The sequence below is a fragment of the Brevundimonas sp. AVps4 genome (assembly GCF_058681525.1).
Window position 1 is genome coordinate 687,099 of the sequence record NZ_CM178741.1, and the last position, 17,999, is coordinate 705,097.

General features: G+C 67.7%; 22 protein-coding genes. 5 read left to right on the top strand and 17 right to left on the bottom strand.

Features of this window, described 5'->3' with window-relative positions:
* Positions 1–24 precede the first annotated feature (24 nt).
* On the bottom strand, positions 25–1,302 hold the full coding sequence (locus tag ACW178_RS03330) for an NAD(P)/FAD-dependent oxidoreductase (protein ID WP_492024855.1): 1,278 nt from the start codon (positions 1,300–1,302) through the stop codon (positions 25–27).
* 117 nt (positions 1,303–1,419) lie between these two features.
* Between ACW178_RS03330 and ACW178_RS03335 the strand changes: the two genes are divergently transcribed.
* From ACW178_RS03335 to ACW178_RS03345, 3 genes are read left to right on the top strand one after another with little or no spacing between them, the layout of a single operon-like run.
* On the top strand, positions 1,420–1,758 hold the full coding sequence (locus ACW178_RS03335; RefSeq protein WP_054764514.1) for a rhodanese-like domain-containing protein: 339 nt from the start codon (positions 1,420–1,422) through the stop codon (positions 1,756–1,758).
* A 31-nt stretch (positions 1,759–1,789) separates the two neighbouring features.
* Entirely contained in the window at positions 1,790–2,815 is a 1,026-nt protein-coding gene (locus ACW178_RS03340) for an efflux RND transporter periplasmic adaptor subunit (protein ID WP_492024856.1), read from the top strand.
* On the top strand, positions 2,812–6,033 hold the full coding sequence (locus ACW178_RS03345) for an efflux RND transporter permease subunit (RefSeq protein WP_287104543.1): 3,222 nt from the start codon (positions 2,812–2,814) through the stop codon (positions 6,031–6,033). The genes ACW178_RS03340 and ACW178_RS03345 overlap by 4 nt, the downstream gene beginning before the upstream one ends.
* 61 nt (positions 6,034–6,094) lie before the next feature.
* Here the strand turns inward: ACW178_RS03345 and ACW178_RS03350 are convergent, their stop codons facing one another.
* The 9 genes from ACW178_RS03350 to ACW178_RS03390 form a co-directional block, all read right to left on the bottom strand.
* Positions 6,095–6,514 carry an ArsR/SmtB family transcription factor gene (locus ACW178_RS03350; RefSeq protein WP_054764517.1) on the bottom strand — a complete coding sequence of 140 codons (420 nt, stop codon included), beginning with the start codon at positions 6,512–6,514 and terminating at the stop codon, positions 6,095–6,097.
* Positions 6,511–7,170 carry a peroxiredoxin gene (locus ACW178_RS03355; protein ID WP_054764518.1) on the bottom strand — a complete coding sequence of 220 codons (660 nt, stop codon included), beginning with the start codon at positions 7,168–7,170 and terminating at the stop codon, positions 6,511–6,513. The genes ACW178_RS03350 and ACW178_RS03355 overlap by 4 nt, the downstream gene beginning before the upstream one ends.
* A gap of 174 nt (positions 7,171–7,344) precedes the next feature.
* Entirely contained in the window at positions 7,345–7,512 is a 168-nt protein-coding gene (locus ACW178_RS03360; RefSeq protein ID WP_156314143.1) for a hypothetical protein, read from the bottom strand.
* Between the two features lie 72 nt (positions 7,513–7,584).
* Positions 7,585–8,775: an alkaline phosphatase gene (locus ACW178_RS03365; RefSeq protein WP_492024857.1), complete on the bottom strand. Its 1,191-nt coding sequence runs from the start codon at positions 8,773–8,775 to the stop codon at positions 7,585–7,587.
* A 110-nt stretch (positions 8,776–8,885) separates the two neighbouring features.
* A complete protein-coding gene (locus tag ACW178_RS03370; RefSeq protein ID WP_395942141.1) occupies positions 8,886–9,245 on the bottom strand; it encodes a DUF167 domain-containing protein in 360 nt (119 codons plus the stop codon).
* A complete protein-coding gene (locus ACW178_RS03375) occupies positions 9,184–9,414 on the bottom strand; it encodes a DUF4926 domain-containing protein (RefSeq protein ID WP_183216218.1) in 231 nt (76 codons plus the stop codon). Before ACW178_RS03375 ends, ACW178_RS03370 begins: the two co-directional genes overlap by 62 nt.
* Before the next feature lie 5 nt (positions 9,415–9,419).
* Positions 9,420–9,749 (bottom strand): DUF6883 domain-containing protein, encoded by a 330-nt coding sequence (locus tag ACW178_RS03380; protein ID WP_287104534.1) that lies wholly within the window; start codon positions 9,747–9,749, stop codon positions 9,420–9,422.
* A gap of 7 nt (positions 9,750–9,756) precedes the next feature.
* Complete coding sequence (locus ACW178_RS03385) at positions 9,757–10,686, bottom strand: electron transfer flavoprotein subunit alpha/FixB family protein (protein ID WP_287104532.1); 930 nt, start codon at positions 10,684–10,686, stop codon at positions 9,757–9,759.
* Between the two features lies 1 nt (position 10,687).
* Positions 10,688–11,452 (bottom strand): electron transfer flavoprotein subunit beta/FixA family protein, encoded by a 765-nt coding sequence (locus ACW178_RS03390; protein WP_287104530.1) that lies wholly within the window; start codon positions 11,450–11,452, stop codon positions 10,688–10,690.
* A 115-nt stretch (positions 11,453–11,567) separates the two neighbouring features.
* Between ACW178_RS03390 and ACW178_RS03395 the strand changes: the two genes are divergently transcribed.
* Entirely contained in the window at positions 11,568–11,912 is a 345-nt protein-coding gene (locus ACW178_RS03395; protein ID WP_182714337.1) for a hypothetical protein, read from the top strand.
* Positions 11,913–12,253: 341 nt separating this feature from the next.
* Here the strand turns inward: ACW178_RS03395 and ACW178_RS03400 are convergent, their stop codons facing one another.
* The gene (locus ACW178_RS03400) at positions 12,254–12,763 is read right to left on the bottom strand and encodes a prolyl-tRNA synthetase associated domain-containing protein (RefSeq protein WP_287104527.1); all 510 of its coding nucleotides are present in this window, start codon (positions 12,761–12,763) and stop codon (positions 12,254–12,256) included.
* 66 nt (positions 12,764–12,829) lie between these two features.
* Between ACW178_RS03400 and ACW178_RS03405 the strand changes: the two genes are divergently transcribed.
* The gene (locus ACW178_RS03405; RefSeq protein WP_287104526.1) at positions 12,830–13,597 is read left to right on the top strand and encodes a DUF6065 family protein; all 768 of its coding nucleotides are present in this window, start codon (positions 12,830–12,832) and stop codon (positions 13,595–13,597) included.
* Between the two features lie 45 nt (positions 13,598–13,642).
* Here ACW178_RS03405 and ACW178_RS03410 read toward each other — a convergent pair whose 3' ends face one another.
* From ACW178_RS03410 to ACW178_RS03435, 6 genes are all read right to left on the bottom strand, one after another.
* Positions 13,643–14,230, bottom strand: coding sequence for a CC0125/CC1285 family lipoprotein (locus ACW178_RS03410; RefSeq protein ID WP_287104525.1), 588 nt, complete (start codon positions 14,228–14,230; stop codon positions 13,643–13,645).
* Between the two features lie 114 nt (positions 14,231–14,344).
* Complete coding sequence (locus ACW178_RS03415) at positions 14,345–14,983, bottom strand: LysE family translocator (protein ID WP_182714335.1); 639 nt, start codon at positions 14,981–14,983, stop codon at positions 14,345–14,347.
* Positions 14,984–15,043: 60 nt separating this feature from the next.
* Positions 15,044–15,661: a hypothetical protein gene (locus ACW178_RS03420; protein WP_152949345.1), complete on the bottom strand. Its 618-nt coding sequence runs from the start codon at positions 15,659–15,661 to the stop codon at positions 15,044–15,046.
* A gap of 77 nt (positions 15,662–15,738) precedes the next feature.
* A complete protein-coding gene (locus ACW178_RS03425) occupies positions 15,739–16,221 on the bottom strand; it encodes a translation initiation factor IF-2 (protein WP_152949346.1) in 483 nt (160 codons plus the stop codon).
* Between the two features lie 65 nt (positions 16,222–16,286).
* Positions 16,287–17,087, bottom strand: coding sequence for a metallophosphoesterase family protein (locus ACW178_RS03430; RefSeq protein WP_492024858.1), 801 nt, complete (start codon positions 17,085–17,087; stop codon positions 16,287–16,289).
* Between the two features lie 21 nt (positions 17,088–17,108).
* Entirely contained in the window at positions 17,109–17,888 is a 780-nt protein-coding gene (locus tag ACW178_RS03435) for a nucleotidyltransferase family protein (protein WP_054764530.1), read from the bottom strand.
* Positions 17,889–17,999 lie beyond the last annotated feature (111 nt).

The window sequence follows — 17,999 nt, forward strand, 5'->3', positions numbered from 1 at the left end:
TAGGCTCCAGATCTAGAGGAAGGGTCACATGCGAAGCTTGCGGATGCCCATGATGTGCATCGCCAGCCGTTCGTAGGAGGGTTCGCTCTCGCCCTTGCGCACCTTGCGCAGGAAGTATTTCTCGAACCCCACCTTGGCCAGATGGACCCATTTGCCGCTGGCGGCCCAGTTGACGTTGCGGGGCGGAATTTGCGGCTGGGCGACGAAGGCGACGCCGCCGTCGCCGAAATCCGCCAGACAGACGGCGTTCCAGGTCGCCTCCGAAGTCGGCGTCTCGCCGGCGACGAGGGCGGCCAGATTTGCGGCCACCGCCGTCACCATGCTCTCGATCATGAAGCCGGTCTTGGGCGCCCCCACCGGCACAGGCGTCGGACCGGTGGGGGCGATGGCGACGCAGACGCCCAGGGCGAAGATTTCCGGAAAGGCTGGGTTGCGCTGGTGCTCATCGACCAGGATGAAGCCGCGCGGATTGGTCAGTCCGGCGATGTCGCGGACAGCCGGCACGCCGCGGAACGCCGGCAGCATCATCGAATAGCCGAAGGGGAGCTGGTGGGTCTTGGCGACGGCCCCGTCCTCGGCCACCTCCTCCACATGCATCAGGCCTGGCTCGACCTTGGCGACGCGGGCGTTGGTGATCCATTTGATGTGTCGATCGCGCAGCTTGCTTTCCAGAAGCGACTTGGTGTCCCCCACCCCGTCCAGGCCCAGATGGCCGATATAGGGTTCGGCGGTGACGAAGGTTATCGGCGCCCGGTCCCGGATCTTTCGCCTGCGCAGCTCGGTGTCCAGGATCAGGGCGAATTCGTAGGCGGGGCCGTAGCAGGAGGCGCCCTGGACCGCCCCGACCACGATCGGGCCGGGGTTCTCCAGATAGGCGTCGAACAGGGTCGCGGCGTGGGAGGCGTGAGCCGTCTGACAGACCGAGGCCGTATAACCGCCTGGACCGAGCCCCTCGATCTCATCGAAGGCCAGATCCGGCCCTGTCGCAATTACAAGATAATCGTAATCAACGCTCTCGCCGTCATTGAGCTCGACCCGCTTCTCCGAGGCGTGAAGCCGTTTCGCGCCGATGGCGGTGAAGCCGATCTTCTTGCGGGCGAAGATCGGCGGCAGATGAACCTGGATTGCTTCGGGCTCCCGCCACCGGACGGCGACCCAAGGGTTTGAAGGGACGAACGAATATGTCTCAGACTCGGCGATCATAAGGACGTCGGCGCGCCCCTTGAGCGCCGCCTTGATCTCATAGGCGGCGATCGTTCCGCCCAACCCCGCCCCGATGATCACAATCCTGGGTTTGGCCATGTCTTCCTCCAGCAGGCGTTTCCATCACCCTTATGCGCTTGACCGGATATAATGATTACATGATATATACAATTATAAAATTGTGAGACTGCAGCCTGCGGACCTCGGGAGATTGGAATGTTCGGATCTGGAAAGAGCGCAAAGCATCGCGAGATCGGCCCGGCCGAGCTGAAGGCCCTGCTCGATCAAGGCGAGGCGCTGGTGATCGATGTGCGCGAGCCGGGAGAGTTCGCAGCCGAACACATCGCCGGCGCCGTCAACCTGCCCCTCTCCTCGTTCGATCCGGCCCGCCTGCCCGCGGCGGACGGAAAGACCGTCATCCTCCAGTGCGCCGGCGGAAAGCGATCCGGCATGGCGCTGGACCGCTGCGCCGAGGCTCAGGCCGCGATCGACACCCATCTGGCCGGGGGCCTGGGCGCCTGGAAGTCGGCGGGCCTGCCGGTCGAGCGCGGTTGATCGGCGCGGTGACGACGGAAGGACGACGCCGATGAAGAAGTGGACCCTCATGGCTGCGGTCGCCCTGACCCTGTCCGCCTGCGGCGGCTCGGAAGAGAGCAGGACGCCGGCCGCCCGGACCGCGCCTGCCGGCGAGGAGCTTGTTCTGACGTCGAACGCGCTTGCCGACACCAAGACGGTGGCGGGTGAGATCACCACCCGCGACCAGTCCCAAGCCCGGGCGCGCATTCCCGGCCTCCTCGTCGCCCTGTCCGTGCGCGAAGGGGATAGGGTCGGCAAGGGCCAGCAGATCGGCCGGGTCGTCGACGACCGGATCGGTTTCGAGACCCGGGCCTATGACGCCCAGGTCGCGGCCGCCGAGGCCGAGGCGACCCGTGCCCGCGCCGACCTGGCGCGGATTCAGGATCTGTACGACCACAATATCTACGCCAAGGCGCGTCTGGACCAGGCTGTCGCCGCCGCCCGCGCCGCCGACGCCCAGACCGCCGCCGCTCGCGCGCAACGGGGCGCCAGCGCCAGTATGGCGGGGCAGGGCGCGATCCTGGCGCCCGCCGCCGGACGCGTGCTGAAGGTCGAGGTTACGGCGGGGTCGGCGGTCAGCCCCGGCATGTCCATCGCGACCATCACCGCCGGTCCGCCCGTCCTGCGTCTTGAACTGCCGGAATCGCTCGCCGGCCAGGTCAAGCCCGGAGCCCGCGTCCTGCTGGCGGCCGATGATCTTCCGGCCGAAGCGCGCCAGGGACAGGTGACCCAGGTCTATCCCGCCATCGTCGGCGGGCGGGTTCAGGTCGACGCCTCCGTTCCGGGCCTGACCACCGAACTGGTCGGTCGTCGCGTCGCCGCCTCGATCGAGATCGGTCAAAGGCAGGCCCTGACCGTGCCCCGGCGCTTTGTCACGACCCGCTACGGCCTGGACTATGTCGAGGTCGTCTCTCCTGACCGCAAGCGCAGCGCCGTTCCGGTCCAGACCGCGCCGACGAACGATCCCGACACGCTGGAAATCCTGAGCGGCGTCAGAGCCGGCGACCGGCTGGTCGCGACGAGGACGCAGGGATGAAACTGGGCCTGTCCGGGCGTCTGACGCGCTTCACCATCGCTTCGCCTCTGACGCCGCTGTTCCTGCTGGCGGCCATAGCCGTCGGCCTTTTGGCCCTGGTCTCGATCCCGCGCGAGGAAGAGCCGCAGATCAGCGTGCCCATGGTCGACATCCAGGTGGCGGCGCCGGGCCTGGCGGCCGCCGACGCCGTCGAACTGATCGGCGTTCCGCTCGAGACCATCGTCAAGAGCGTGAACGGGGTCGAGCACGTCTACACCCAGGCCGAAGACAACGGAGTGCTGGTGACGGCGCGCTTTCTGGTGGGATCAAACCCCGAGGACGCCGCCATACGGATCGAAGAAAAGCTCCGCGCCAACCAGGACCGGATCCCGGTGGGCGTTCCCGATCCCAAGGTGACGGTGCGCGGCATCGACGACGTGCCGGCCATCGTCCTGACCCTCACGCCCAAGCCGGGCGCGGCGGGCCAGTGGACCGATCAGGCCCTCTATGACCTGGCGCACAAGCTGCGCACCGAGATCGCCAAGGTCGACGACGTGGGCTTGACCTTCATCACCGGCGGCCGGCCCGACGAAATCCGCATCGCCCCCGATCCGGCCAAGCTGAACCTGTACGGCGTGCCCCTGGGCCAGGTGATGGAGGCGGCGTCCCAGGCCAACCGCAGCTTCCCCGTCGGCAATATCCGCGAGGACGGTCAGGCCGTCGCCGTCACCTCCGGCCGCACCCTGGCCTCGGCCCAGGAGGTCGGGCTGCTGACCGTCCGATCCGTCACCGGCGCGCCGGTCTATCTGCGCGACGTCGCAGACGTGGCCCAGGGGCCCCGCGAAGACCAGGCTCGCGTCTGGCGCTGGGCCCGACATGAAGGTCAGTGGGCCGGCGCGCCCGCCGTCAGCCTCGCCATCGCCAAACGCGCCGGCGCCAATGCGGTGGTGGTGTCCGAGGCCGTGCGTCAGCGCGTCGAAAACCTGAAAGGCAAGCTGATCCCCGAGGGGGTCGAGGTCGCGGTCAGCCGCGACTACGGCGAGACGGCGAACGAAAAGGCCAACGAACTGCTGTTCCACCTGGCCCTGGCGACCGTGTCGATCGTCGTGCTGATCGGCTTCGCCATCGGCTGGCGCGAGGCCGCCGTCACCGCCATGGTCATTCCCACCACCATCCTGCTGACCCTCTTCGCCTCCTATGTCATGGGCTATACGATCAATCGCGTCAGCCTGTTCGCCCTGATCTTCTCCATCGGCATCCTGGTCGACGACGCCATCGTCATGATCGAGAACATCGCCCGTCACTGGGGGATGCGCGACGGCCGCAGCCGAACGGAGGCGGCTGTCGAGGCGGTGGCGGAGGTCGGCAACCCCACCGTCGTGGCGACCCTGACCGTGGTGGCGGCCCTGCTGCCCATGCTGTTCGTTTCGGGGCTGATGGGCCCCTATATGGCGCCGATCCCGGTCAACGCCTCGGCGGCGATGATCTTCTCCTTCTTCGTCGCCGTGGTGATCGCGCCCTGGCTGATGATCCGGTTCGCGCGAAAGACCCTGGCCCACGGCGGGCCCGATCACGCCCATGAAGAGGGCGGCGGCAAGCTGGGGCGGCTGTACGCCCGCGTGGCCCATCGCGTGATCGGCACGCGCGCCTCGGCCCGCAACTTCCTGATCGGGGTCGGCGTGGCCACCCTGCTGGCCTGTTCGATGTTCTATTTCAAGGCGGTGACGGTGAAGCTGCTGCCCTTCGACAACAAGTCGGAGATCCAGGTGGTGGTCGACATGCCCGAAGGGACCAGCCTGGAAGCCACCGCCCGCACCCTGGACGAGGCTGCGGCCCAGATCCGCGCCCTGCCGGAGGCCGAGGCCATGGAGGTCTATGCCGGCGCCTCGGCGCCGTTCAACTTCAACGGCCTGGTGCGGCACTATTTCCTGCGCGACCGGCCCGAGATGGGCGATCTGATGATCTCCCTCCTGCCCAAGGACGCGCGCAGCCGGTCCAGCCATGCCGTCGCCCTGGATCTGCGCGCCCGGCTGAAGGCCCTGTCCCTGCCCGCCGGGGCCTCGATCAAGGTGGTGGAGACGCCGCCCGGACCGCCCGTCCTGGCGACGCTGCTGGCGGAGATCTACGGACCCGATGCCGAGACCCGTCGCAAGACCGCCCTGGAGGTCGAGAAGCTCTTCCGTTCCGTTCCCTATGTCGTCGACGTCGACAACAGCTTCGGCCAGGAACGGCCGCGGCTGCGGCTGATCCCCATCCGGGACCGTCTGGACTATTACGGCCTGTCCGAACGCGAGTTGCAGGATTCCATAGGCGCGATCCTGGGCGGCTCCACGGTCGGTTACGCCCCGCGCGGGGACGGTCGCGCCCCCCTGCCGATCACCGTCGCCCTGCCCCAGTCGGCGCGCAGCTGGAGCCGCACCCTGGCCACGACGCCGGTGGCCGTGACGGCCGGTCCCGCCGGTCCGCGCCTGATCGAACTGGGCGAGGTCGTGGACAGCCGGCGCGAGACCGGCAGCTACGCCGTCTTCCGCCGCGACGGACGACCGGTCGACATGGTGACCGCCGAACTGGCGGGCCAGTACGAGGCGCCCGTCTACGGCATGCAGGCGGTGAATCGCGCCATTCAGGCCCACGACTGGGACGCCCTGGGCCTGCAAAAGCCGGCGATCCGTCTCAACGGCCAGCCGGAGGACGAGTCCGTCCCCTCGCTGCTGTGGGACGGCGAGTGGGAGATCACCTGGGTCACCTTCCGCGACATGGGCGCCGCCTTCATGGTCGCCCTGCTGGGCATCTATGTGCTGGTCGTGGCCCAGTTCCGCAGTTTCAGACTGCCCCTGGTCATCCTGACCCCCATCCCCCTGACCTTGATCGGCATCGTCATCGGCCACATGCTGTTCGGCGCGCCGTTCACGGCCACCTCGATGATCGGCTTCATCGCCCTGGCCGGCATCATCGTGCGCAATTCGATCCTGCTGGTGGACTTCATCCGGCACACGGCTTCGCCCGACAAACCCTTGCGCGACGTCCTGATCGAGGCAGGCGCCATCCGGTTCAAGCCGATCCTGCTGACCGCCCTGGCGGCCATGATCGGGGCGGCGGTGATCCTGACGGACCCGATCTTCCAGGGTTTGGCGATCTCGCTGCTGTTCGGCCTGGCCTCCTCGACCCTGCTGACCGTCCTGGTCATTCCCGCCATCTATGTCGTGTTGCGGGATGACGGAAAACCGGCGACCCGATGACGCCGTGCTGCGAGCGGCGGGGACGCAGAGGGGCCGCTCAGATTGAAGCGTGGATCATTCTCTAGCGGCGGAGAACGGGCGCGACGCGAGCGAACTGGGCCGCATCCCCGCGGGGACGCGCCGGCGTTTCCACGCGGGGGTTCTTGGCGCGCGTGGAAACCGGCTGTCCGTCGCCGCAGAAGATGTCGTACAACATGTCCATCACCGCCTGGGCTCGATCATCGGCGATGGAATAGTAGATCGACCGCGACTGCCGCCGGGTCTTCACCAGGCCGTACTGGCGCAGCTCGGCCAACTGCTGCGACAGAGCCGGCTGTCTGATGCCCAGATCCGTCTCGAGCTGTCCGACCGATCGTTCCTCTGCGGCGATGTGGCAGAGGATCAACAGCCGATTGGCGTTGGCCAGCTGACGCAACAGTTCGGCGGCCTGGGGGGCCTTGTCCTTCAGCCGCTCCATGGCGGCGATCGAGTCGTCGCTCATGCGCTGCGCTCGCGATAATACCAGGGCGTCTCGCCCTCGCCGTCGGCAAGGGCCGCGTCCAGGGTGGTGGCGGCCGGCTCCAGCAGGGGCTCGCCCGGGGACCATCCCGCCGGGGTCGACGCCTGTTCGCGGTCGGCGGTCTGCAGCGCCGTCACCAGCCGCAGCAGTTCATCGACCGAACGGCCGATGTTCATCGGATACCAGCTGACCGCCCGCACGATTCCGTCCGGATCGATGACGAAGCTCGCCCGCACCGTGGCGCTGTCGCTGGAGCCCGCATCCACCATGCCGAAGGCGTGGCCGATGGCCATGGACGGATCCTCGATGATCGGAAAGGCCACCTTGACGCCGAAGCGGCGATAGATGTCCTTCAGCCAGGCCAGGTGGGAATACAGACTATCCACCGACAGGGCCATCAGGTCGCAGCCCAGGGCCTCAAACGCATCCGCCTGCTTGGCCAGGGCGATGAATTCGCTTGTGCAGACCGGGGTGAAATCGGCCGGATGCGAAAACAGCACCAGCCACCGCCCCCGGTAGTCGCTGAGCCGTTTTTCCCCCTGGGTCGTGCGCGCGATAAAGTCCGGCGCCGGATCATTGATGCGAAGGGGGCGCAGGGCTGCGGCGCTGGGGGAGGGGGCGATCTCTGTCGAATTCATGGACCCTACGCTAGCGATTCCCAGCCCCTCTCGCCACCCTGTGATACATAGTTTCGTCAACTATAAAGGTATCAACACGGCGCCTGTTTAACAGCGGCCTGCGCTGTTTCCGAACCCAAGACCTCGGCCGGACGCGGCTGGTTGGCCCAAGACGGCAGACTGTCGGCGATCGACCTAGGGGACGACCCCGGTCTGCGGACCGACGCCCGCGTCGTCTTCAGCCGGCTTGGGCAGGACGCCGTCGTCTTCAGCCCGCTCTTCCAGGCGGTTGGCCTCGTCGCCAACGGCGTCGATGTCTTCGGGGCGGGGCGCCTCGGGCGCAGGGGTGTCGGCGGGCTGCATGCCAAGGCAACCCGCGAGCCGCCGCTCCGTTCCGTCCGAGGTCGGTCTCTGAACCCGCCCGAAGCGAAGCCTTCACTCGCCGGACGAGGGCGTCCAGCCGAAGGCCTTCATCATGACGTCGAACAGGTGGGTGTTGGGGAAATAGCCCCGCACCCGCTCGGCGCCGACGCCGACGGCCAGGGCCGGGACTTCCTCGGCCGTATGGGTGCGGTTGACCGTAACATTCTCCAGCCGGACCACGCGCTCGTCGCCGTCCCGCGCCTTCCAGGCCTCATAGCCTTCCAGCAGGGGCTCTCCGCGCCGCCCGCCGTCGACCTGCAGGCCGAAGGAATGGTCGGCGGTGAAGATCATCAGGGTCTCGTCCAGATCGACGCGCGCCTGCACCTCGGCGATCAGCCGGTCCAGATTGGCGATGTTCTGCAGACCCTCGCGCGGGTCGTCGGTATGGGCGTCCCATTCCACCACCAGCAGATAGCCCTTGTCCCCGGCCTGCAGCAGGTCCAGCGCCCTCAGGGTCGCCGCCCGCACGTCGACCTCTTCGGCCACGACCACGGGCCGCCGGTTCCCCGCCGGCGCCGCCTCCAGGGTCGCATAGATCGGCCGGTCGTGCGCCCGGGCCAGGCTGTCGAAGCTGACCCCGTTCGCCGCCATCTGTTCGGCGATCTCCGCCCGGCCCGAGCCGATCAGCACGTCCACCCCGTCGCCGAAGCGCGGCGAAAAGGCCTGGGGGAAGATCTCGCCCCATTTGCCGCGATCATTGGAATGGGCGTAGGTCGCCGCCGGGGTCGCATCGGTGATGGGACGGTCGGTCACCACCCCGGTCAGCAGGCCGTGCTCCTCGGCGTATTCCAGCACCGTCTTGGTCGGCGTCCCGTCGCGCCGGCCGCGTTCGCCGTCCGGCCCCTGGCTGATCACCCCGTTGTGGGTCTTCACCCCGGTGACGATGGCGCTCATGCCGTTGGCCGAGTCCGAGACGAAGGCGTCGACCGGCGAGGTCTCGCTGAGCCCCAGGTTCGGCCACTGCTGAACGTGCAGCCTCAGCGGCTCGCCATAGGCCATCACACTGGCGGCATGGACCGAGGCCACGCCCCCGGCGTCGGCGAGGAACAGGATCACATTCTTCGCCCGGCCCCCGCTTTGGCTCTGTTCGACCGACGGACGGGCCGCCGTCTGGGCCCAGGCGCTTCCAGAGGCGCCCCCGGAAGCACAAAGACCGATCGCAAGCGCAAGGGCGGAAATCAGGCGGAGGGAGACGGGGGGCATGGGCGTCGGTCCAGTAAATCAGACAAGGTCGTCCGCGTCCCCCGAACCGCCCCAACCTGTCTACCGCGAACCTGTGACAGTCGCCGTCTCCCGCCACGGCTCCGGACGGCTCAGCCCGCCTCGCCCGTGGCTGCGGCGATCCGCGCCTTCAGCCCGGCCTCGTCCAGACCTTCGACCATGATCATCTTCAGCCGCGACTGCCCGCCCCGCTCCAGCGTGACCGAGGACCGGGACACGCCGAGCGCCTTGGCCAGGAATTTCACCAGGGCGGCGTTGGCCTCGCCGTCCACCGGCCGGGCGCGCACCCGCACCTTCAGCACGGGCCGGCCTTCGGGATCGGCGTCCCAGCCGTCGATCCGGTCGCCGGAAGCGCCGGGCTGCAGTTTGATCGGAAGTCGGGCCAGGGGATCAACCGGCGGCGCGTCGATCCGGGGCGCGATGATCGGCGGCGCGCCAGACCACTTCGACATCTTCGGCGCTCAGGGTCGAGGTCGCCCGTTCCACGCCTCTGTCGTCGGCGAACTCCGCCAGAAAGCGGGTCGGGCCGAACATCATCACCACCGTGCCGCGCTCGCCCTTCTTCAGGCCCAGGTCCGGAAGATCGGCCCTAAGGGCCACGACGTCGAGTTCCTCAATCATGGTCGTCACTCCACCATCGCGGTCGTCAGGCGGGGAACCCCGTCCGATCCTACGATCCAGCCGCTGCGGATCAGGGCCGAGCGACCGCCGAACTCTAACACGAAGCGGACACGGTACAGAGTCCCGAACGGGGCCGTCCCGACGACCTCGGCCTCGGCCTCCCTGGCCGCTTCCAGAAGCCGGCGTTTCAGATAGGGAGCGTCCGCCCGAGTCAGCCCCAGGGCGGACGCGAAAACCCGGGCCTTGTGCCGGCCCTCCGGGTGGTCCGCCGACAGGCAGTAGGCTTCGATCTTTCCATCCGGAACGACCGCCTGCCTGCCGCCTGGCAGCTTCATTCGGGCCTCAGCCCAGGGCGGCCATCAGTTCCGGCACGGCGGTCTTGTAGTCGGCGACCAGGCCGAAGTCTGCGACCTGGAAGATCGGGGCGTCCGGGTCCTTGTTGATGGCGACGATGGTCTTGGAGTCCTTCATCCCGGCCAGGTGCTGGATGGCGCCCGAGATGCCGATGGCGATGTACAGCATCGGGGCGACCACCTTGCCGGTCTGGCCGACCTGATAGTCGTTGGGCGCGTAGCCCGCATCGACCGCCGCGCGGCTGGCGCCGATGGCGGCGCCCAACTTGTCGGCCAGGGGCTCCATCACGGTGTGGAACTCTTCCGCCGAACCCAGGGCGCGACCGCCCGAGACGATGATCTTGGCGGCGCCCAGTTCCGGACGGTCCGACTTGACCATTTCCTCGGCGACGAAGGTCGTCTTGGGGGCCTCGGCGCCGGCCACGCTCTCGACCGGGGCCGAGCCGCCTTCGGCGGCGGCGGCGAAGGCGGTCGGACGCACGGTGATCACCTTCTTGGCGTCGCCCGACTGGATCGTCTCAAGCGCATTGCCGGCGTAGATCGGGCGCACGAAGGTATCAGCCGAGACCACTTCGACGATGTCCGAGATCGGGGCCACGTCCAGCTTGGCGGCGATCCGGGGGGCGAAATTCTTCCCGTCCGTGGTCGCGGGCGTCAGAATGGCGTCGTAGCCGCCGGCCAGCGGCAGGACCGTGGCCTCGACGGCCTCGGCCAGCACCTTGCCCAGGCCGGCGCTCTCGGCCAGCAGCACCTTGCGGACCCCGGCGATCTTGGCGGCGCCGTCGGCGACGGCCTGCGCGCCCTGGCCCACGACCAGAACGTCCACGTCGGACGACAGGGCCAGGGCGGCGGTCACGGTCTTGTGGGTGGTGTCGCGGACGGCCGAGCCGTCGTGATCGGCGATGACGAGGACGGCCATCTTACAGCACTCCTGCGGACTTGAGGGATTCGACCAGCTGGGCGGCGCTCTCGACCTTGACCCCGGCGGCGCGCTTGGGCGGCTCGGTGACCTTGACCACCTTCAGACGGTCGGCCACGTCGACGCCGTAGTCGGCGACCGCCTTCATGGCGATCTCCTTCTTCTTGGCCTTCATGATGTTGGGCAGGGAGGCGTAGCGCGGCGTGTTCAGCCGCAGGTCCACCGTGACCACCGCGGGCAGTTCCGCCGCGATCGTCTGCAGGCCGCCGTCGACCTCGCGCGTCACCGTGGCCTTGCCGCCGTCAATGACCAGCTTGCCGGCGAAGGTCGCCTGGGGCCAGTCCAGCAGGGCGGCCAGCATCTGGCCCACGGCGTTGTTGTCGCCGTCGATCGACTGTTTGCCCATCAGCACCAGGTCGGGCTTTTCTTCCTCGACCACGGCCTTCAGCAGTTTGGCGACCGCCAGCGGCTCCAGATCGGAGTCCGACTGGATCAGCACGCCCCGGTCCGCGCCCATGGCCAGGGCGGTGCGGATGGTTTCCTGGGCCTGGGTCACGCCGATGGAGACCACGACGATCTCGGTCGCCGTGCCGGCGGCGTGGTGTTCCTTGCCTTCCTTCAGACGAACCGCCTCTTCGACGGCGATCTCGTCGAAGGGATTCATGCTCATCTTGACGTTGGCCAAGTCGACGCCCGACTGGTCAGCCTTGACGCGGGCCTTGACGTTATAGTCGATCACCCGTTTGACGGGGACGAGAACCTTCATGGGTCTATCCGTGAATTCGCCTGAATGTAGGGGCAGGACATGGAGCGGTCGCGAAGGCCTGTCAACGTAACGCGGGGTCAAGCTCCCGTGCAAAACCCGCCTAACGGATGCTGAGATGAAGCGTTTTCTGACCTTTCCCCGCCTGTCGATGATCTTTCTGGGCCTGTTCGGCGTCGCCGTGGCGGGCGTTTTCGCGGTCCAGGCCTATTGGGTCACGCCGGGCGAACGCTGCGAGGCGGCGGGCAAATGGTACGACATGGACAACCGCATCTGCGCCCAGCCCATCTCCATCGCCCAGATCACCGGCCGCCCCAACGGCGTCTCGCGCGCCCAGGCCTCGGCCGAAAAGAATCGCGAACTGGTCCGTATCGAACACGAACTCGCCGCCCAGGACCGCGCCCGCGACGCCGAAATCGCCCGCCAGAAGGCCGCCCTGGCCGCCGCCCGTCCGGCGAACTGAGGGCCTAAGGGCCAATCGACATTGGGCCTGCCGCCGTCCTGCCGGGCGGCGCGCAGCCGCCAACCAAGGAGAGGCGCCTCGGGCGTTGAAGACTCTATTCCATTGAGTGTCGGTCTCCTTTCCCGCGTCAGCGGAAGGAAAAACATCTGGCGGCGGAACGCCGATTGAGGGTGGGTTCATCACAACGTGCACGACGAGGTCACGGCGGACACGGTGCGTTCCGACGGCGTCGTGACCGCTGTGAATCCGCCGTGATCGCTGTGATGAACCCTGTCGCCGCATCAAGGCCCTCTGACGCGGGAAGAGCGGCCTGACCGCAGTAAGCTGAATGCCGATTGAACCTAGGGCAGGGCGTCGAAGTCCACCACCAGAGGCTCCCGCTCCAACAGGGCGAGGACGCGGCGAAAGCCCGCCTGATCCAGCGCCGTGGTGGCGGTGTTGATCAGGGGGTGGAAGTTGACGACCTCGGCCTCCCACAGCCGCCGGTCCAGGACGAAGGTCACGCGCCGCTCGGCGTCGTTGATCAGGGCGAGCGCCGTGACCGAACCGGGCCGGACGCCCAGGGTTTCGAACATCAGCGTCTCGTTTCCGAACGAGAGCCGGCCTGACCCCATGACGGCGGCGGCGCGTTTCAGGTCGATCGCCGTGTCCTGACGGGCCGAGATCAGCCACAGCCGGCCCTTATGATCCTTCAGGAACAGGTTCTTGGTGTGGGCGCCGGGCAGGGCGGCCTTCAGTTCGAGCCCCTCTTCGACGCGGAAGACGGCCGGATGGTGGCGGGTCCGGTGGTTCACGCCCTTTTCGGCGAACCAGGCCAGAAGGCGGTCGCGGTCGAAAGCCGGTTCGCTCATGCCGTCGTTCTCATGCCGGTCGTTCTCATGGTTGAGTGGTCGCACATCGGGCGTTAGGAACAGGTCATGGTCGATACAGCGCCCGCCCGCCAACTGGAACTGGAATGCTATCCGATGACGGCCCGGCCGCCGGACCTCGTGCCCGGTCGCCAGTCGCGCAACTGGATGGACGCCTTCATCAGCCGCCATCCCTATCGGTGCCTGCCGCTGAACATGGCCAACACCACGGGCTGGGAGATCCTGTGCCCGTTCGGCTTTTCGGCCGAATGGAACGGCGGGCCGCGTCAGGAAGACATCGTCATCACGCCCGATCGGCCCCAGCACGACCTGGACCATTTCGTCACCTCCCACTTCTCGCGGGGGGTTCTGACCATGCATCCCCAGTATCTGTTCCGCACCCCGCCGGGCTGGGGCATGATGTGTTCGGGTTCGCCCAACCATGTGAAGGACGGAATCCAGCCCCTGGTCGGCCTGATCGAAACCGACTGGCTGCCCTTCCCCTTCACGATGAACTGGATCTTCACCCGGCCGGGCCGCGTGACCTTCGAGCGGGGCGAACCGTTCTGCTTCATCAATCTGATCGAGCACAAGAAGGTCGAACAGTTCCAGCCGGTGATCCGGACCCTGCAGTCCAATCCGGTCATGAAGGGTCAGTTCGAGGCCTGGAACCGCGCCCGGACGGACTTCAACCAGCGCCTGGCCAGCGGCGACCCGGACGCGGCCAAGGAGGCGTGGCAGCGCTATTATTTCAAGGGCGAGGTGCCCGAGGATCTGGGCGCGGCCCCGCCCACCCATTCGAACAAGCGCCGGCTTAAATCGCCCCGCGTCGGCTGACCGAAAGGCCCGCCCCGTCCCCGCGGCGGACGGGGCGGTTCGACGTCAGGCCCCGGGCCGGGTGACGCGCGAGCCCAGGTTCTGGATCACCTCGCGGGCGTCGAAGGCGTTGGGATCGCCGGCGGGCTTGGGACCGCGACCCATGATGATTTCGGCGCTGGCCTCGTAACGGTCGATCTGGCGGGTGTCGATGTCTTGCGGACCCCAGGGGCCCCAGCGATCCCACGGGCTCCAGAAACCGCTCCGGTAATAGCGCCAGGACGGACCCCAGTAGGGACCGTAGAAGCTGGAATAGGGGCCGTAGAAGGGATCGGGCGTCGAGACGAAGCGGGTGTCGCGTTCGGTCGCGCGGTTGACGGTGGCGAACCAGTCATAGCCGCTTTCGACCGTCAGCTCGGCCGAGCGCAGCAGCAGGGACATTTCGACCTGTTCGCGCGAGGTCACCGAATTGCCCGCAAAGGTCACGCGATAGCGGTTGCTCTCGACGCGCTGCTCGGAATAGCCGCCGCGCTGACCGTTGTAGCCGGCGGGCTGATAGGGGGTGGCGGTGGCGCAGGCGGCCAGGACGAGGCCGGCGACGGCCGTCGTCGCCAGCACCTTGAGCGCGGACGTCGTTCTTGAGGGGGCTTTCATGAAATCAACTCCTTGATCGCCCATTCGGGCGCGCTGGCGGCTGAACGGGGCATGAACGAGCCTGTTCCCTCGGCACTCTAGACCGAAGCTCGGCCGCGTCCAGACCTACAGCAGCTAGGCCTGCAGGCGCGAGACGATCAGGACCGCGGCGGTCAGCAGCAAGAGGCCGACGAAGAGGCCGAAGCCGCGGCGAAACCGGGGCGTCTGCATCCGCCGCGACAGGGCCGCGCCGGACAGGGCGTAGGCGCTCATCGACGTCAGGTCCATGCCGATCACGGCCAAGGCGAACAGGGCCAGCTGCGGCGCCACAGGGCGGGAGATGTCCAGAAACGGCGGCAGGACGGCGGTGAAGAACAGAATGGCCTTGGGATTGGCGATCTGGACCATGAAACCGTCCAGAAAGGCGTTGCGGCTCTTGTGGATTTCGACGGCCTCGGGCTCGGCGGCCGTGGCGAAGGCGCCGCGCAGAGCCTTCAGCCCCAGCCAGGCCACATAGAGGGCCCCCAGGACGGCGATCAGGTGAAAGACCTGGGGGAAGGCCTTGACCAGGGCGCCCAGGCCCAGGGCCGCCGCGCCGAACCAGACCAGGGTCGCCGTATTCATCCCGACCACGCCGATCAGGGCCGGGGCGCGCCCCCGCTCCACCCCGGCGGCGACGGCGAACAGATTGGCGGGGCCGGGCGTGATCGCCATCACCACCATCACCCCCAGAAAGGTCAGATAGAGGTGCGGGTCGACGGGCAGGGCGGACATGCGGCGTCGTGTCGCTGCATCGGCCCCAGTGGTCAAGGCCTGTGAGGCGCGCCTTGCGTCCTATCGCGCGCGAGGCGCCTTGGGCGGGGCGGGCGGTTCAGGCGCCTCGGGGGCCTCGGGCGCTTCGGCCTCTTCCGGCGCTTCGTCCGCCTCGGTCAGCACGGCGTCTTGGGCCTGGTCCAGCGCATATTGGGCGATCAGCCCATAGGTCTCCATCTGTTCGGGATCGGGATTGGTCCAGGCGCTGTTGCGGGCGATGCCGGTTCCGGCCGCCAGACCCTGCTCCATCGCCTGTTTCACCTCGGGATCGTTCAGCGCCTCCTGAACCAGGGCGTCGACGTCGATGTCCTTCAAGGCCTCGGCCGCCGCCTCGGAGGCGTGGCGCGTGGCCTCGGCGGTGAAGGCGGCCACGTCCGGCGCATATTCGGACCAGAGGGCGGCGATCCTTTGGCCGCGCACGGCCTCGTCCAGGCTCTCGTCTTCGGAAATCGCTTCGGCGCGCTTGCCGAAGGCCTCCATCCGCGCCTCGAAGGCGGCGGCCGCCGTCTCCAGACGGGCTTCAGCCTTCGACTCGGCGGCCTCGGCCCGGTCTTCCTGAGGGGAGGCCAAGGCGCCGGCGAATGCGCAGGACAGGGGCGACAGGGCCAGGGCGGCGGTCAGGCTGAGCAGGCGGATCATGGGAAATCTCCCTTTGAATGACCCGCGCAAACTCCGCCGTCAGCCGCCCCGTCTCAAGTGAAATCGCGGTAAGGCGACTATTGGGCCGCAGGCGCCGGCTCGGTCTTACCGGCTACGGCTTGCTGGACACCCTCGCGGAACTGTTCGGGAATGGCGCGGATCGACTGGCCGGCCGCCGTCGACGCCGTGAGAAGCTCCGTCTTGCGCGCGGCGTTTTCGGGCTTTTCGGCCTCGGCCTTGAAAAAGGCCTCCACCTCTGCGGCGAAGGCGTTCATCCCCGGCGCGTGCCGGTCGATCACGGCGTAGGCGGCGGCCGTCTTGGCGGCGGCGTCCTTCGTGGCGTCGCCCAGAATCGCCTCGAGCTCGGTGTTCATCTGCTCCAGATCGGCCTCAAAGGCCTCAGCCTTGGCCTCCAGGGCCGCCTCTTCCGGGCTCTGGGCCTCCGCTTGGGTCTCCGCTTGGGCCTGTGCAGGGGCAGGCGCAGCGGCTTGGGCGGCGGCCAGCGCCGGGGCGGCGAGGGTCAAAACGGCCAGGGCCGCGACGGAGGACAGAAGACGCATGGCCATGGACCTTTGGGCTGGAGGCGGCGGGATCGCCGCAGGGACGAGGCCGTCGCCTGTGAGGCTCAGACTTCAAACACCCGATACGGCTTTTCCCCCAGAGACCGCAACACCGGCAGAGCCACGTTATAGACGGGCACGCCCCGATTGGTGCGCCCCTCCGGCCCGCCGCGATGGGCGTGGCCGTGCGCCACCAGGCTGATGTTGTCGTATCGGTCGATGGTTTCGGCCAGGCGCGACGAGCCCAGGAAGGCGTGGATTTCGGGCGGCTCGCCCATCACCGTCTCGACCACGGGCGCATAGTGCAGCAGGACGACCGACCGCTCGGTACGCAGCATGCGGATGGAGTTTTCGATCAGATTGGCGTCCTCGACCGCCTCCTGGACGAAGGTCTTGACCGCCGCCTCGCCGAAGGCGCTCAACATATAGCGGCCGAAGCCGCCGACGAACCCCTTCCCCCCGGCGAAGCCCACTCCGTCGATCTCATAGGCCTGGCCGGTCAGCATGCGGACCCCGGCGTCCGCCAGCATCCTGGCGACCTGATCGGGCTGGCCGCATTCGTGTTCGTGATTGCCCAGAACGCCCACCATCGGAATGCGGCACAGCCGCAGATCCTCCAGCAGCCGCTCCACCTCGGCCGTCTTGCCGTAGTTGACCAGATCGCCGCACAGGCACAGCACGTCGGCCTCCTCCGACACACGTTCGAACAGATCGCGATAGGGGCGGCGCGCGTCCTCGCCGACGTGCAGATCGCCCACGGCGGCGACGCGCATCTTCTTGGCCGGTCCCGGCTCCAGTCCCGGCTGGGGCGTCTGTCCAGAGGCGGGGGAAGGCGCGGAGGAAGGGGGTTGGGGGGCGTCGGTCATGGGTCGCTCTCCAGCGGGGGCTCAGGTCACGGGATCGTGGCGTTCTTCCAGCCCCTTGCCGACCACGTCGCCGAAGCCCCATTCGGCGACGTCGATCACATAGTCGCGCGGGCTCAGAAGACGGCCGCGGCACACCTTCACCCGCGGGGGCGGCAGGTCGATTTGGGCCGCCAGCCGTTCGGTCAGCTCTTCCATCAGCCAGCGCGGCACCCGGTCGCGCTCGGTCGGATAGGCGAAGCGGAAGTTCAGCAGATGGGCGGCCAGCACCTCCCAATAGAGGTCCATCTGGTCCAGCAGGCTCTTCCAGTCCACGGCGTCGGACTGTTTCAGAATGACGTGGTTCACATCCGCCCCGTCGTAACGATAGCGGTCCTGGATGAAGACCTTGGACAGGATCAGGGCCGTGGGCGGGGTGATCCGCACCTCATGGCCATAGACCCGGATCACATCCCCGCCGAACCAGCTGTCCGACACGGCGATGGCGCCGTTCGACATGGCGAAGATGACGTCGAAGAAATGTCGGTCGTCCTTCCAGACCTTGGCGATCCAGCGTTCGTCCTCGACGTCGGTGCGATAGCCGCGCTTCTGGAAATAGGCGAGAATGCGGGGATAGTCGCCGGGCTTGCAGAAGACGTCCAGATCCTTGGTCGGGCGGCGCACCCCCGTATAGGCGGTGACGGCGTAGGTGCCCGACAGCAGAAACGGTATGCCGCTTTCCTTCAGCAGGCCCAGGCTTTCCTCATAGAAGGCCAGGGCGTCCGGCGGCGGCTCGAAGGTCGGTTCGGCGATGACGTCGGACATGGCGGGCCCTGGAATGGCGAGGGCAGTGGAACGGCGGCCCGCAACGGCGGTTCCTGCGCCCCTTCTCCGCAATTCTACCTAGGCGTCGCAAAACCGTATTCTTAGGATATT